Origin of the sequence: Flavobacterium sp. K77, assembly GCF_021608205.1 — a bacterium.
In the GTDB taxonomy this organism is placed as follows: domain Bacteria; phylum Bacteroidota; class Bacteroidia; order Flavobacteriales; family Flavobacteriaceae; genus Flavobacterium; species Flavobacterium turcicum.
In genome coordinates this window covers 382,388-398,614 of record NZ_JAKIHO010000001.1, presented here as the reverse complement: position 1 = coordinate 398,614, position 16,227 = coordinate 382,388, and the positions used below count along the sequence as shown (strand labels likewise).

Below are 16,227 nucleotides of genomic sequence, written 5' to 3'. Positions count from 1 at the left end.
CAAAACAAACTTCCAAAATCACAAAATTTTCAAAGAATTTATTGTTGACACTTCGTACATAAAACAATGTGTAGTACAACACCAAATAACGTATAGTTTTAAAATTATTCCCAAAATAATAACATCAAATAGTATTTTTAATCTAATTGTGCATAATAAAAATGGCGTTTGGGAAACTACAATAATTGAAATGATGCCCTCAAAACAAAACTTAAAAGACCTAATTAGTGGTAGTTCAGAGCAATTTAAAGGTAAAATGAGACTTATTTATCAATCAAATCCATTCCAAAAAAGCAACAATAACCACTCTGCAAGAGCTACAACTACTGGCACTGGTTACACCACTATATTTGTAGAAAACAGGCATTGCACACGAACAGGAGATTGTACAGCTACCTACTGTGACAACTGCAATGCTTGTGTAAGTTACAGCTCGTATAGAGTTTCTGTTTCAGGTCAAGCAGTTGAAGCTTTTGAAGAATATACAGGCGGTGGCACCCAAGGCGGTGGCGGAGGCGGTGGCCCTATTTATGAAGATCCTAGTGGATACGTTATAGACCCTAACTTATTTGATTTAAGTGATCCACAATCATACCTCATATTGCAAAAAGCACAAATTGCTGCCACATTTTGGGCTGATTTATTAGACGAGCAACAACAATGGGCAACTCTTAATCATGATAAATATAGTGCAGTACTTAATTATTATTTAGAGAATACTTCGCCTGAAAGTAAAGCGTTTGCTAATTTTGCAATAAAATTTTTAAATGACAACTCTGATGTTACATTGGAGCAGTTCGAAAACTGGTTTATGGGAACATCCGAAGGTCAAGATGGTGAGTATGATACCGCTTTTTGGGAAGATCCTAACTTGACCTTCCCACCACAGAATTTGCCAACATTAGCTGCTTTTAAAAGTGCAATGCCTTTAAAATATACTGATGGAGGAACACTTTGCAACAGTTTAGGCGGAGATGTCCTAAAAATATATAATGATGTTATTGCAAAAGGAAAAAAACTAAACACTTGTGCAATTCGTGTTTCAATTGCATTAATCAAATGTGGAATTGTAATTCCTTTTATCCCAGATAGTAAAAAAGGATTTAAAAATACAATTAAAGACAAAGACGGTAATTATTTAATTATAAATGCTAAAGCTTTGAATGAATGGATGCGCAAAACATTTGGGACAAATCCCGCAAATTATCGCCATTTTACAGCTGCTCAAGGAGGTGTAAAAGGTGGAAATTTTCCCAAATTAATGGAAGATATAGGAAGTGATGGTATTTACTCAATGGTTTCAAGACCTGAAATCCATGGGACGTGGGGAACTGGGCATGCTGACATATTAGAAGAAGGAGATTGTAGAATTAAATGTCATTTCTTTGATGAGAAAAACAATTTCGTACCTGTTGATTATATTGATGTCTGGATATTAAAATAAAAAAAATGAAAAATAAAATAGTTATAATTGTCATAGGTTGTGTTTTATGGTCATGTACAACATACAAAAGGAATAAATTTGAATATCATTTTGGTAAAAATCAAAATGAATGGATCAATATGTATAAAACAGATATTTTTCTTACCTGCATAAGAAAAGGCTATAAAGATGATGAGGTTTTTAAATTAATAGCAAAAAAAGACCTACTTGTACCATATGAACCTTTCTTGTACATAAAAAGCATTGACAGTTTAGCAACAAATGTCATAAAAAATATGCCAAAACCAATTTTCCCACATTGTGATGATTGCACTGAAGCAGAAGAAATTGAAGAAGCAAAAAAAAATTATATTTGTGCCAGTTGTTTGAATTATTATGCTAGTAGAGAGTTAGATTCGATTGCTAGAAAAGCTTACAAGGAATACTTAAGAGGCAAAAAAGAATCATTACTAACAAACTAGAAGTCCTATTTAAATTAGTTTTAGAAATATACTAATGTTGCTTTTTATAAATTGTAAGTCTAAAAATTAAAGTGTTATAATATAAATTGTAAATACGAGCGAGACGCTCGCATCAGCCGGTGAAGATTTTCCAAATAAATTAAAATATATATATAGTATATATTCCATGATAACTACTGAAGAATACGATAAAAAAGGGGCTTCTGGCCATGCAGATCTTTTATTTACCGATAGTAAAGGTTTTGGAAATTGCCCATTTTATTGTTTTTTTAATTTACCAATACAAAGAATTGATATATGGATATTAGAATAGTAAAAACAGTTTTAGCGACAGGGGTTGTTTTAGCGATATTTTCTTGTTCAAGCATTAAAGGCAGCACAGACCTCAATACTTATTATGGAGACGCCTTTTTTTATCCAGGATATTCAAAAAATAAACCGAGACCCATAAACGGTTGGGTAATAGAATATAAAGAAAATGCCTTTTTTGATTGTTTATTTCAGGGCTATAAAAATGATTCTATTTTTAAATTAATTCAAAAAGAAGACTCTTTCATTAATGCTGATAATATTCCAATAACATTGTGGCCTAAAATTAAATCAGATAGTAAAAAAATAATACAAGCCTTACCAAATGCTGAATATTATGATGATGAGCTCTCTAAAAACAAAAAACATATTTCACAAACGTGTTTATGCTATTTTGCGAGCAGAGAACTAGACTCTATTGCAAAAAGAGCGTACAAAGAACATGCAATTGTAAAATAAAATACACCACATAATCGGATTTAGCATAGACTCCCCGCTCGTGAGGCTTGTTATGTTTTGATATAATTTTGGCTTATGATAGTGTTTAAAAATTAAAATATGTTAAAATATGTATTATATTCACAAGAGTGACGCTCGCGTCAGCCGGAGGTAAAACTTGACCAATTGTTTTATCAAAAAAATTGATGAATTGTTAGTAGTTAAAGAAGCTGAAATAATGAAGGTGTAAATCTGATTTACAAATATTTTAAAAACCGCCTTGTTGAAAAATGAGGCGGTTTTTTTATAGTTTTAAGTAGCTAGTAGTTCAATATAATTAAAGCTAAACTCGTTTAGAAAAAAAGTAATACTCTAGCGTTTAACCACACTCACTGCAGTTCCTGTTATCATTACAGTGATTAAACCTTCTCCGCTTTTTAGCTCCACATCTACTTGAATTCCTACTACTGCATTGGCATTCATTTTTTCAGCATTTGCTTGTAAGTTTGCAAAAGCCTTTTCTCTCACTTCTGCGATACTCTCAGCAATACCGTCATAGTATTTTTGCATGCTAAAAGTCAAACCCATTTTTTGTATGTTAATAGCAGTGCCTGAAACAATGCCATTGTATTCGAGAATTTTATAATCTTCGATAGAGTTGGTTGTGGTTAGAATCATAATCGTTTTGGTTTATAATTGGTTAAGTATGTTGTATTGCAGGAATTACACTGTACTTAACGTAAGTTATCCAAAACATGACAATCTTAAACCAATAAAATTTAAAAATCACTAATGACTTGAAACGAATTTCAATCCTATGATAGAACTAATTAAGGTGGTAATAAAAAACAGACGCCAAAAATCAGCTGGTTCCTTGAATACAAAAATACCCACCAATACAGTTCCCACTGCGCCAATCCCAGTCCAAACTGCGTATGCGGTTCCTATAGGTAACGTTTGCGTAGCTTTATAAAGCAATACCATACTTATTGTTAAACATGCCAAAAAGCCGAGCAACCATAATGTTGCTGCCGTACCGGTACTTTCTTTGGCTTTACCTAAACAAGTTGCAAAACCTACTTCGAACAGGCCACCAATAATCAACAAAATCCAATTCATGTTATTGTTTTACAATTAATACTGATGGTACTCCGCTAAGCCAAACGCTACGCGAATCAACCAGCTGTTTCCAGCTTTCGAGACTAATTAACATCAAATTTTGTTGAGCCAAAAACTCTTTCTTGATGGTTTTTTCAGTAATCAAACTGATATTATTTGGATGTTTTTGTTCTAAAGAATCTACGGCACTATTCATTACAAAATTAGTAGCCACATGACCATTTACATCTAAAATTATCACTTTAGAATTGTTGTTGTAAATCAATTTTTGGATGTAATCAATCACAAAAGCATCTTCGGTACTAAAAACAGGTACAAAAACATTTTGCACTTCTTGTAAATCTTTGTCAATTAAAATCCCAATTGGCATTTTGGTTTTAGAAATAATTTGTCTCGTTCGCTCATCAAACGGAGAGTTTTCGAACAAACCTTCTTTACCCGTAAATTTATCAATTAAGCGATCTGGATTTATAATTCGAGTAGTAAAACCAATTACTTTACCCAAAATAGTACCTTCAAAAATAGATTTTCCAAGTCCTACTAACAGCAAATCATAGTCGCCTTGATTGGCCACATCGGCAATTTCAGTTTCAATATCTGTAGTGGCTTTAAAAATCGTAGTGATCTCCTGTTTGAGTACCTGAGACTCCTCAACAATAGGATGGAAACTGTTTTTTTCCTTATCTTCCATATTAAAGGTATGCACCTCATCACTAAGAGATAAGTGCATCACGGTAACACTAGAGGTGTTTTTTTGTCGTTTGGTTAAGCTATTCGCCAATCGCAACAAGGATTTTCCTTTTTCGTTATTACCGAAAGAAATCAAAACGCGGTATTTATTATCGTTTATAGGCTCTAAAACCTCTGCGCTATCTTTAGTTTTAAATATAAAATTAATCAAATCGAGCGCTGGACCAGTCATAAAGGTCGTAACCAAGGCCATAATTACCATCATGGTAAAAACTTCTGGTGTTAGCACTTTCAGTTCCAAACCAATGTTCAAAACAATTAGCTCCATCAATCCTCTGGTGTTCATTAAAGCGCCAATTGTAAAACTATCACGCCACGATTGCCCCACAAACTTTGCTGCCAGAGCACTACCAAGAAATTTACCAACAACAGCTACCAAAATAATAAAGCCTGTAACTTTCCATAAATAAGGATCGTTGATAAGACCAATTTCAGTTTTTAAACCTGTAAATACAAAGAACAACGGAAGCAAAAGTATCAGCGCAACGTCTTCTACTTTTTCAATAAAAATAGTTCTGAATTTTGGAACATCAGGCATAATAACACCCGCCATAAAAGCACCAAAAAGCGCATGAATCCCGATCACTTCGGTCGCGTAAGACGACATAATAAGTACCAAAAAGAAAATAGCAACGACAGGTTTTACTATGCTTTCTTTGGAACCGTACAAATCACCAATACGTTTTAAAAATGGTTTTACTACATAAATCATAGCTACCACGTACAAGACCGCGAGTGAGATGATATATAATGAACTTACAAAATTACCCGCTTTTACAATGGCAATTACAACTGCCAAGATACACCAAGCAGTAATATCATCCGCGGCAGCGCAAGTGATTACTATAGCTCCTAACCTGGTTTTATGAATGCCTCGTTCTTGCACAATTCGGGCCAAAACCGGAAAAGCAGTAATACTCAAAGCAATACCCATGAATAAACTAAAAGACAAAAACGTCACGCCTTCGGGAGCAAACTGATTGTAAACAAAATAGGCTAATCCGATTCCGAGTGCAAAAGGAATTATAATACTCGCATGACTGATGACGATGGCTTCGTTAGCTTTATTTTTCAATATTTTCAAATCCAATTCCATCCCAATCACAAACATGAAAAGAATTAAACCAATTTGACTCAAAAACTTTAAGTTACCCAAAGAAGCAACAGGAAACAAAATCGCCGAGAACTCCGGAAAATACATTCCTAACAAAGACGGCCCCAACACAATTCCTGCAATGATTTCTCCAATCACAGAAGGTTGCCCTATTTTTCTGAAAACCCATCCAAAAAAACGAGCTACTAAAATGATGGTCACAATTTGCGCCAACAATATAGCCAAAGGTTCTTGAAAACTATGCTGCATGGAGGTCAAAAAATCAGCCCAAGAACCCTTGCCACTAGCGGGTTTTTCAATGACTTCTGTTGCTTCTAATAATTTTCCTTTTGTTATAATCCAATACATAAGTACTGAAAAACAACCTGTTACAATCAAATAGAAAATAGTGTTTTTATACTTCTTCATAGCAAAAAAAATAGTTTTTGGGGTTTGGTTTTTCCTCGCCACAACTAAGTCAAATATATCATTATTATTTTATTCTATTTTTTAAATTAAAAACAAAATAAAAACTTAATGTTTGGGTAAAACGAGCAAATCTTTAGCCTTAAACTAACGATTCAAAGTGGTTTTAACTACCTTTGCGCCCGTTAAATGTAAGTTATGATCAAGTGGTTTAGTTTAGGATTTTGGGAATTAATTGCCCGTGTAGTCCTTCGAAATAGAATTTTAATGCTGTCTATTATTGTTGCAATAACAGCACTTTTGGCCTCACAATGGAAAAACATCCATTTTACTTTTACCGAAGCTAATTTATTACCAGACGATAATATTGTTAATATTGAGTACAATGCCTTTCTCAACAAATTTGGCGAAGAAGGAAATCTTGTCATCATTGGCGTACAAGACAAAGCTATTTTTACCCCAAAAGCTTTTGCCGCTTGGAGTAAAATGATGAATACTCTTAAAGGCGACAAAGCCGTTGATTTGGTCGTGTCGTTGAATGATTTAAAAAAATTACAAAAAAACGACTCGCTCCAAACTTTTGAATTAATTCCTTTTGTTGAGCAGTCAAAAACTCTTGACCCAGCCTATCTCCAGAAAATAAAAAAAGAACTTTTTAACGACCTCCCGTTTTACGAAGGTTTACTGTTTAACAAGCGTTCTGGAAGTATTCGTTCTGCCATTTACATGGATAAGAAAATTGTAAACACCGCCGCTCGAAAAGATTTTATTTTAGACAAACTCGTTCCCGCCGTTGAAACATTCGAAAAAGAAACTGGAATCGACCTTCGTGTTTCGGGCATGCCATATATTCGAACCCTCAATGCAAAGACGATCACCGACGAAATTAGCATCTTTATTGGTGCCTCGCTCTTGGTTACTTCTTTGCTTTTCTTTTTCTTTTTTAGGAGTTTTAGAGCCACTTTAATCTCGATGATTATTGTGATTATTGGTGTAATGTGGTCGTTCGGATTTTTAGGACTGCTGCATTATGAAATTACTGTTTTAACGGCTTTAGTGCCTTCACTAATCATCGTAATTGGTATCCCAAATTGCATTTTCCTGACCAATAAATACCATCAAGAATATAAAATCCACCACAATAAAGCGAAAGCTTTGCAACGCGTTACGACCAAAGTAGGTATGGCAACACTAATGACAAATCTTACCACAGCCATTGGTTTTGCTACTTTTGTGGCATCAAATAATCAGTTGTTGTTAGAGTTTGGCGTGGTGACGTCCATCAACATCATGGCACTTTTCTTTTTATGTATTATTGTGATTCCTATTTTTCACAGTTACATTCCTGCTCCAAAAGAGCGCCACATCGAGCACTTGGATCGAGACTATGTAAAATCATTCATGGGTTGGATTTTACGCAACGTAAAGTACAACCGTTTCTCTATTTATGTTGTTGCTATTTCATTATTGGTAATTAGTATTATTGGCATTTACGAAATGCGTATTTCTGGCAGCCTTATCGAAGACATGCCTAAAAAAGAAGCCTTTTTCGAAGACATCGTTTTCTTCGAAAAAGAATTTGATGGTGTCATGCCGCTCGAAATCATGATTGATACCAAACGCAAAAAAGGAGTCATGAAACTCTCTACCCTGCGAAGAATGGACGAACTCGAGCAAGCAATTGATGAAATTCCTGAACTGTCAAAACCCATTTCTATTGTAAACTTAATCAAATATTCGAAGCAAGCGTATTACAATGGCAATCCCGCGTATTACGAATTACCATCTTCGCAAGAGCAATCCTTTATCTTATCGTATGTCAAAAATGCGACCAAAGATTCAAAGGACAACCTCATGAAAAGTTACGTAGATAATTCTGGTCAATATGCCCGAATTACAACTTTCATGCGAGACGAAAGCGGCGATAAAATTGCTAAAATTGAAGCCGAAATCAAGAAAAAAGCAGCTAAAATTTTCCCTGAAAACCAATACAACGTAACCGTAACCGGAAAAGCTCTTGTATTTCAAAAAGGAACTGGATATTTGCTAGACAACTTATTGTCATCGCTGGCTTTTGCCTTTTTACTTACCGCGCTTTTAATTGCGTTCATGTTTCGTTCCTTCAAAATGGTACTGGTTTCTATCATCCCAAACCTCTTGCCGCTCATGCTTACTGCAGGACTGATGGGCTTTTTAGACATTCCGCTTAAGCCGTCAACGATATTAGTTTTTGGAATTGCGTTCGGGCTTTCAGTCGATGATACCGTTCGTTTCTTATCTCAGTATCGAGAGGAATTAAAGAAAAATAACTGGAAAATTCGCAAATCAGTCTACGCCACCTTTACAGATGCAGGTTTGAGTATGTTCTACACCTCGATCGTGCTTTTCTTTGGGTTTTCGGTATTTATGTTGTCTAGTTTTGGCGGAACAATTGCCCTTGGAGGATTGATTTCGTTGACACTGTTATTCGGAATGTTATCCAATTTAATGTTGTTACCAGCCTTGGTGCTTACACTCAACAAAACATTGGCCAACGAGCAAGATTTTATCGAACCAAAAATTGATATTATCGAACCAACCGATGAAGAAATTGACGATTTAACCTCAAAAAAATAAAATTCATCAGGAGCTATTTCCGGCTATCCATTACAATCTTCCTGTTTTTTAGCAAAAACAGGAAGGATTTCCACTGCTATCCGGGCTAGGAACTGTTGCATTGTACACTACTTGCGCAAGAAAAGATTTTTTCTCCCAAGAGAATCGAATCTGAGGTAGAACTATTTTAACACCGATACTTAAAGTACTTCTGTTTTTATTAGCACTTCAATAAAAATAAATAATTTCAGCACCCTATTTTTACGACTTAACTAAAGAAACCAATTAATGGCGGGCAATTAAACAATTGTAAACCCCTGATTTCGTTCGGTTACAAAATAAGTCTTATTTTTACGCCAACACAATTTTCAAAAAAAGCAAGCTTCTAACGTCCTACGATTATCCTTTACTTTTTTTGAAGCACACTACTAATTTGATTTTTTACTATGTCGCAGCACCTTTCCGAAGAACAAAAATTAGCCGTTCCTGATAACTACCGCAATTGGAAAAAATGGGGACCGTATTTAGCCGAAAGACAATGGGGAACAGTTCGCGAGGACTACAGCCAAAACGGGGATGCATGGAACTTTATCAACCACGATAGAGCCCGAAGTAATGCTTACCGTTGGGGCGAGGAAGGCATCGGTGGGTTTTGTGACTCTCGCGAAATACTCTGCTTGGCTCCCGCCTTTTGGAACGGAAAAGATCCTATCATCAAAGAGCGTCTTTTTGGTTTAACCAATAATCAAGGTAATCACGGCGAAGATGTCAAAGAACTATACTTTCATCAAGTGGCTTCACCTTCGCATTCGTACAACAAATACTTGTACAAATACCCGCAAAACGAGTTTCCGTACGAAGAACTTATTGTAAAAAACCAACGCAGCCGCGAAGAAACAGAATTCGAAATAACAGATACCAATAGCTTTGACGACAATGCTTATTTTGATTGTTTCATTGAATATGTAAAAGCCGATGTCGATGATATTTTGATGCAAGTAACCATTGTAAATCGAGGCACTCAAACAGCTCAAATTCACGTCTTGCCACATCTTTGGTACCGCAATTTCTGGAAACACAACGACAGGCACCCGCGCCCATCAATGAAAAGTATAGGATACAATACTATCGAAACAACAAGCTCGCGCATTGAAACCTATTATTTATACCATCAGGAAGGAACACAACTTTTTTGTGAAAACGAAACCAATAACGAACGCATTTACGGGGTTGCCAACGAATATCCTTATGTAAAAGACGGCATTAACAACCACGTAATTCATGCTGAACCTACCGTAAATCCGGAATTATTTGGAACCAAAGCCGCTATTTGGCAACAATTTGATTTAGCAGCAGGCGAAGAAAAAAGCATTAAAATACGTTTGAGTAAAACACCAAAAGCCGAACCATGGGCCGACTTTGACGCGGTTGTGAATTCTCGAAAAGAAGAATGTGAGGCGTTTTACAACTCTAAAATTAGTTCAAACTTGCCGCAAGAACAGCAGGCCATTGCAAAAAGTGCCTTCTCAGGTTTATTGTGGACCAAACAATTTTATTATTACGACGTGTTTAAATGGTTGTACGGCGGACCAGGTGAAACGCCACCTAACCGTCACGACAAACGTAATAGTAGTTGGAAACATTTAACCAACCGTCATGTCATTTCCATGCCCGATAAATGGGAATATCCGTGGTATGCCGCTTGGGATTTAGCTTTTCACATGGCTTCTTTTGTAGAAATTGATCCGCATTTTGCCAAACAACAACTACTTTTAGTATTGCAAGAAAGCTACATGCACTCCAACGGACAAATTCCTGCTTACGAATGGAATTTTAGCGATGTGAATCCGCCCGTGCATTCTTGGGCAGTGTGGACGGTTTACGAAAAAGACCTCAAGCGAACTGGAATAGCCGACACAGAATTTTTAGAAACGGCTTTTCAAAAACTGAATGTCAATTTTACCTGGTGGGTCAATCAAAAAGACACAAGCGGCACCGATTTATTTGAAGGCGGTTTCCTTGGCCTAGATAATATTGGCGTTTTTGATCGCAACCACATGCCTGAAGGTATCAAAAAAATGCAACAAGCCGATGCCACTAGCTGGATGGCGCTGTTTTCGTTAAACATGTTGCGCATGAGTTTAGAACTGGCCAAAACCAACAAAATTTACGAAGACATATCGGCTAAGTTTTTCAGGCATTTTTTAAATATTGCTTGGGCCATGCACCACATTGGTAAAAGAGACCTGTCGCTTTGGGATGATCAAGATAATTTTTATTACGATGTGGTTGAACTCTCAGACGGCGGCTCCGAACGCTTAAAAGTACGCTCGCTTGTAGGAGTGATTCCGCTATTTGCTGTCGAAATAATGAACAAAGAGTTATTTGAACAGCTAAAAGATTTCCAGAAAAGAGCCAACGAAATCATTCGTACGCGACCTGATTTGGCTTCCTTAATTTCAAATTTAGAAACAGCGAACAAAGACGGAAACTTTATGTTTTCGATCATGCGCGGCTTTAGATTGGAGCATCTTTTAATTCGCCTTTTGGATGAAAATGAATTTTTATCCGACTTTGGTATTCGATCACTTTCTAAATTCCACAAAGACAATCCTTTTGTTTTTGGCAATAATGGCCATCATAAAATTCAGTACGAACCTGGCGAAAGCAGATCTGGTATGTTTGGTGGCAATTCAAATTGGCGTGGTCCTATTTGGATGCCGCTCAATTATATGATTATACAATCGTTGCGCAAATATTACACTTTCTATGGTGACAAATACCGTTATGAGTTTCCGACAGGATCGGGTAACAAACTGAATTTAAATCAAATTGCAAATGAGTTGACCAAAAGACTTATCAAGTTGTTTGAACGTGATGAAAATGGAAAATTCCGCTACCATTCAGAAAACCACAACCAATTGTTTAAGAACGAAGAAGAGTTCAAAAATCAACATTTGTTTTATGAGTTTTTTGATGGAGATACCGGTCGTGGTTTAGGCGCCTCGCACCAAACGGGCTGGACGGCTTTGATTGCCAACCTCATTCTAGAAATGGAAAGCAATTTGTAAAAAACTACTTTTAAACTAAAAATTCCCGCAACTAGCGGGAATTTTTAGTTTTTATGATCTTGGTTTAGGCAACGCTCGATCGTACATAACGATGCTTCCTGCCACTGACACATTTAAGCTTTTCTCTGATTTGAATTTAACCAAATGATGGCATTTGGCCATAGCCGCTTTAGATAAGCCATTGTCTTCGGCACCTAATAAATAAACGCAACGTCTTGGGTGCTCGAATGTTTCCAAATCGGTAGCGCGCTCATCTAATTCAACGCCTACTAAGCGTGCGCCTTTCGGTAAGTTGTTATAGAAATCCTCAAAATTTTCATAATGAAAATACGGTAAAGATTTTACAGCATTGTGCGTATCACAAGCTTGCTTGGCATATCGATTTCCTATGGTAAAAATATAACTCGCACCCAAATTTTGTGCGGTACGCCACAAAACTCCTAAATTCTCAGGGGTTTTACCATTTTGAATTCCGATACCGAAATACTCTGTTACAAAATTGTCGTTCATGCCGCAAAAGTACAAAGTGTTGTGCGGTTGGCCAAGTTTTTAAACCGCTTCAAAAAGAAGAAACTACAAAACAGTAAACAAAATAAGTCCTGAAACTTGCTCCCTAGCCCCGATAGAAGTGGAAATCCTTATTGTTTTGCTTGTCAAAAACAATAAGATTGCAATGGATAGCGGGAAATAGCTCCTGATTCCCTGAATTGTCACAATGCAATTACAAACAAATGATTTATATTTGCAGTTCGATTACGATACCAATTTTAATATCAACTATATACCTAAAATGAGACACACAAAAGTTAAAGACTTGCTAAACAGCACCACGACGCTTCATGAAGTAAATGCAAAAGGATGGGTGAGAACTTTTAGAAACAATCAATTTATTGCCTTAAACGATGGTTCGACCATTGCCAATATACAATGTGTGGTGGATTTTGAAAATACGCCAGACGAGACTTTAAAACGTATTACAACCGGAGCAGCGGTTTCAGTAACTGGAACTTTGGTTGAAAGCAAAGGAGCTGGACAGAAATTTGAAATTCAGGTAACTAAACTAGAGATTTTAGGAGACTCTGATCCGGAGAAATTCCCGATGCAACCTAAAAAACACTCGTTAGAATTCTTGCGTGAAAATGCGCATTTACGTGTGCGTACGAATGCTTTTGGCGCTATTATGAGAGTACGTTCTGTACTGTCCTATGCTGTTCATAGCTATTTTCAAGAGAAAGGTTTTGTGTATGTAAACACACCTATCATCACAGGATCTGATGCTGAAGGTGCTGGTGAAATGTTTAAAGTAACTGCTTTGCCATTTGACAACACTCCAAGAACTGAGGATGGAAAAGTAAATTACAAAGAAGATTTTTTTGGAAAAGAAACCAACTTGACAGTTTCTGGACAGTTAGAAGGAGAAACTTTTGCGATGGCTTTGGGTCAGATTTATACTTTTGGACCAACATTTAGAGCTGAAAACTCAAATACTTCGCGTCACTTGGCGGAATTTTGGATGATTGAGCCAGAAGTGGCGTTCAATGATTTGAATGACAACATGGACTTAGCTGAAGATTTTATTCAGTACGTGATAAAATACACAATGGATAAATGTCCGGAGGATTTGAAATTCTTAGAAGGTCGTTTATTAGAAGAAGAAAAATCAAAACCACAAGCTGAACGCAGCGAAATGGCTTTGCTAGACAAATTGAATTTTGTTTTAGAGAACAATTTCAAGCGCGTTTCGTACACAGAAGCTATTGATATTTTAAGAGATTCTACACCAAACAAAAAGAAAAAATTCAACTATATCATCAACGAATGGGGTGCTGATTTACAAAGTGAGCACGAGCGTTACTTGGTAGAAAAGCACTTTAAATGTCCTGTAATTTTGTTTGATTATCCAGCCAATATCAAAGCATTTTACATGCGTTTGAACGAAGACGGAAAAACAGTTCGCGCTATGGATATCTTGTTCCCTGGAATTGGAGAAATCGTAGGTGGATCTCAGCGTGAAGAGCGTTTTGATGTTTTGGTTGAAAAAATGAAAGCCTTAGGAATTGACGAAGAAGAATTGTGGTGGTACTTAGACACTCGAAGATTTGGATCAGCGGTTCACTCTGGTTTTGGACTTGGGTTTGAAAGATTGGTATTGTTTGTAACTGGAATGACTAACATTCGTGACGTAATTCCTTTCCCGAGAACACCAATGAATGCGGAATTTTAATTAGAAGGTTCTAAGGTTCTAAGCCACAAAGGTTCAAAGTTTAAAAATAGAAAAACAAAAAATAATTATAATTCGTCAAAATACATTACTTAGTAATTTTGTTACTCAGTAACTCAGTACCTTTTTTTATGCTAAAGCAATTCTTAAATTTAAAATTATCACAAAAATTATCTCCACAGCAAATTCAGCTGATGAAGTTAATTCAATTGCCTACGCAAGCATTTGAACAACGTTTACTCGAAGAAATGAACGAGAATCCGGCACTTGAATCCGGAAAAGAAGAAGATGATTACGAGAAGGACGAGTTCGAAAACGAAGATTATGATGATTATGATGATGCAGAATCAGAACGAATTGACGCTGAGGATATCAATATAGATGAATATTTAAGCAACGATGAAACACCTGATTATAAGACTCAGGCCAACAATTATAGCGATGATGATGAGGATCGCGAAACACCATTTGCTGCGCCAATCAGTTTTCACCAAGATTTAATCAATCAGTTGAACACCTTTATCTTGAATGATGAAGAGCGCGAAATTGCTGAATTCCTAGTAGGAAGTATTGATGATATGGGTTACATTCGTCGTAGCATTCCAGACATGGTTGATGATATGGCATTTACGCAAGGCATTTACACCGATGAAAAAATGGTGCAAAAAATGCTTCATGTAATTCACGAATTGGAACCAGCAGGTGTAGGCGCACAAGATTTGCAAGAATGTTTGCTGCTACAACTCAAGCATAAAACACCAACGGAATCGGTGGATTTGGCTATTGATATTATCGAAAATCAATTTGATGCTTTTACAAAAAAACATTACGATAAATTACTTCAAAAGTATGGCGTATCAAATGAACAATTGAAAAAAGCCATTCACGAGATTGAGAAACTGAATCCAAAACCAGGCGGTTCGTTTACCGGAAACAATAAAGTTACCGAAAATGTAGTTCCTGATTTTGCAATTAGAATTGTAGATGGCGAGCTGGAGTTGACTCTAAACGGCCGTAACGCACCATCACTGCATGTTTCAAAGGATTATCAGGAAATGATGCAAACCTATAAGGATTCTCGTGACAAATCTACACAACAAAAAGAAGCGGTTCAATTCATTAAACAAAAACTAGATTCGGCTAAATGGTTTATTGATGCAATTCGTCAGCGACAGGAAACCTTGTTTGTTACCATGAATGCGATTATGCATTACCAAGAAGAATATTTTCTTGATGGTGATGAGACTAAGATGAAGCCAATGATTTTGAAAGACATTGCCGATTTGGTAGGTCTTGATATTTCTACAATTTCACGTGTGGCCAATAGTAAATATGTAGAGACTCCGTACGGTACCAAATTGATTAAAGAATTTTTCTCAGAGTCAATGAAGAATGACCAAGGCGAAGACGTTTCGACATTGGAAATCAAGAAAATTCTACAAAACACCATTGAAGAAGAAGATAAGAAAAAACCATTGCCAGACGATCAACTAGCCGAGATCCTTAAAGAAAAAGGATATCCAATTGCAAGAAGAACGATTGCAAAATACAGAGAACAACTCGACATTCCGGTAGCGAGAATGAGGAAGAAGATGTAGAATTTTGGTTTAGTTGCTTTGATAAATTTCACTTTTCGTGATGTAATAAAGGAGTTTGTATTTTTAGTAACATTGAAAAAAAGAAGTATCATGATAACAGACATAAACCAGCTAGATTTAAATAAAACCTATTCCTATGCGGATTATTTAACTTGGCAATTTCAAGAAAAACTGGAATTGATAAAAGGAAAAGTATTTAAGATGAGTCCTGCACCAAGTACTACTCATCAACGAATTTCTGGTAATTTGCATGGACATCTTTTTAATTTTTTCAAACCACATCCTTGCAATCTTTTTGCTGCTCCATTTGATGTGCGATTGATAGATAAGAAAAAATCGAAATTAGATCAAGAAATTTATACCGTTGTACAACCTGATTTGTGTGTCATTTGTGATGATGCCAAAATTGATGAACGTGGTGCTATTGGTGCTCCTGACTTGGTTATAGAAATTCTTTCACCGGGAAATTCTAACAAAGAGATGAAATATAAATTTGATTTATATGAAGAAGCCGGAGTCCTTGAATATTGGATTGTAAACCCAGCGGACAAAACAGTTTTTATTTATGTGTTGAAAGACAATGAATTTATAGGAATGCATCCGTTAATTGAAGAAGATAAAATTCAAAGTAAATTATTTCCTGAATTAGATTTTAAATTAGAATCTATTTTTAACTAAAACAGAAACCCTTTCAAAATTTTG

At 36.0% G+C, this 16,227-nt stretch carries 12 protein-coding genes; 8 read left to right on the top strand and 4 right to left on the bottom strand.

The genetic code is table 11. The annotated features are described in order from the left end of the window. Positions 1-190 precede the first annotated feature (190 nt). From L1S34_RS01795 to L1S34_RS01785, 3 genes are all read left to right on the top strand, one after another. Positions 191-1,444 (top strand): T6SS effector amidase Tae4 family protein, encoded by a 1,254-nt coding sequence (locus L1S34_RS01795; RefSeq protein WP_236362460.1) that lies wholly within the window; start codon positions 191-193, stop codon positions 1,442-1,444. Positions 1,445-1,449: 5 nt separating this feature from the next. Beyond that, entirely contained in the window at positions 1,450-1,905 is a 456-nt protein-coding gene (locus L1S34_RS01790; protein WP_236362459.1) for a hypothetical protein, read from the top strand. A 297-nt stretch (positions 1,906-2,202) separates the two neighbouring features. After that, the gene (locus L1S34_RS01785; protein WP_236362457.1) at positions 2,203-2,673 is read left to right on the top strand and encodes a hypothetical protein; all 471 of its coding nucleotides are present in this window, start codon (positions 2,203-2,205) and stop codon (positions 2,671-2,673) included. A gap of 351 nt (positions 2,674-3,024) precedes the next feature. On the opposite strand, the gene L1S34_RS01780 is transcribed toward L1S34_RS01785, so the two are convergent. The 3 genes from L1S34_RS01780 to L1S34_RS01770 all read right to left on the bottom strand — a co-directional run bounded on the left by L1S34_RS01780 (position 3,025) and on the right by L1S34_RS01770 (position 6,043). Further along, positions 3,025-3,330 (bottom strand): YbjQ family protein, encoded by a 306-nt coding sequence (locus L1S34_RS01780; protein WP_236362455.1) that lies wholly within the window; start codon positions 3,328-3,330, stop codon positions 3,025-3,027. Between the two features lie 111 nt (positions 3,331-3,441). Then, positions 3,442-3,771, bottom strand: coding sequence for a DMT family transporter (locus tag L1S34_RS01775; RefSeq protein ID WP_166132870.1), 330 nt, complete (start codon positions 3,769-3,771; stop codon positions 3,442-3,444). Between the two features lies 1 nt (position 3,772). Further along, entirely contained in the window at positions 3,773-6,043 is a 2,271-nt protein-coding gene (locus tag L1S34_RS01770; RefSeq protein ID WP_236362453.1) for a cation:proton antiporter, read from the bottom strand. Between the two features lie 195 nt (positions 6,044-6,238). Here L1S34_RS01770 and L1S34_RS01765 point away from each other — a divergent pair, with 195 nt between their 5' ends. Beyond that, on the top strand, positions 6,239-8,656 hold the full coding sequence (locus tag L1S34_RS01765; RefSeq protein WP_236362451.1) for an efflux RND transporter permease subunit: 2,418 nt from the start codon (positions 6,239-6,241) through the stop codon (positions 8,654-8,656). A gap of 425 nt (positions 8,657-9,081) precedes the next feature. Next, positions 9,082-11,706: an MGH1-like glycoside hydrolase domain-containing protein gene (locus tag L1S34_RS01760; protein ID WP_236362449.1), complete on the top strand. Its 2,625-nt coding sequence runs from the start codon at positions 9,082-9,084 to the stop codon at positions 11,704-11,706. A gap of 51 nt (positions 11,707-11,757) precedes the next feature. Here the strand turns inward: L1S34_RS01760 and L1S34_RS01755 are convergent, their stop codons facing one another. Next, positions 11,758-12,216 (bottom strand): RNA methyltransferase, encoded by a 459-nt coding sequence (locus L1S34_RS01755; protein ID WP_166132866.1) that lies wholly within the window; start codon positions 12,214-12,216, stop codon positions 11,758-11,760. Between the two features lie 280 nt (positions 12,217-12,496). Between L1S34_RS01755 and asnS the strand changes: the two genes are divergently transcribed. From asnS to L1S34_RS01740, 3 genes are all read left to right on the top strand, one after another. Continuing rightward, on the top strand, positions 12,497-13,930 hold the full coding sequence (gene asnS / locus L1S34_RS01750; RefSeq protein WP_166133527.1) for an asparagine--tRNA ligase: 1,434 nt from the start codon (positions 12,497-12,499) through the stop codon (positions 13,928-13,930). A gap of 128 nt (positions 13,931-14,058) precedes the next feature. After that, on the top strand, positions 14,059-15,525 hold the full coding sequence (gene rpoN / locus L1S34_RS01745) for an RNA polymerase factor sigma-54 (protein ID WP_236362447.1): 1,467 nt from the start codon (positions 14,059-14,061) through the stop codon (positions 15,523-15,525). An 87-nt stretch (positions 15,526-15,612) separates the two neighbouring features. Continuing rightward, the gene (locus tag L1S34_RS01740; protein ID WP_166133525.1) at positions 15,613-16,203 is read left to right on the top strand and encodes a Uma2 family endonuclease; all 591 of its coding nucleotides are present in this window, start codon (positions 15,613-15,615) and stop codon (positions 16,201-16,203) included. Positions 16,204-16,227: the final 24 nt, after the last annotated feature.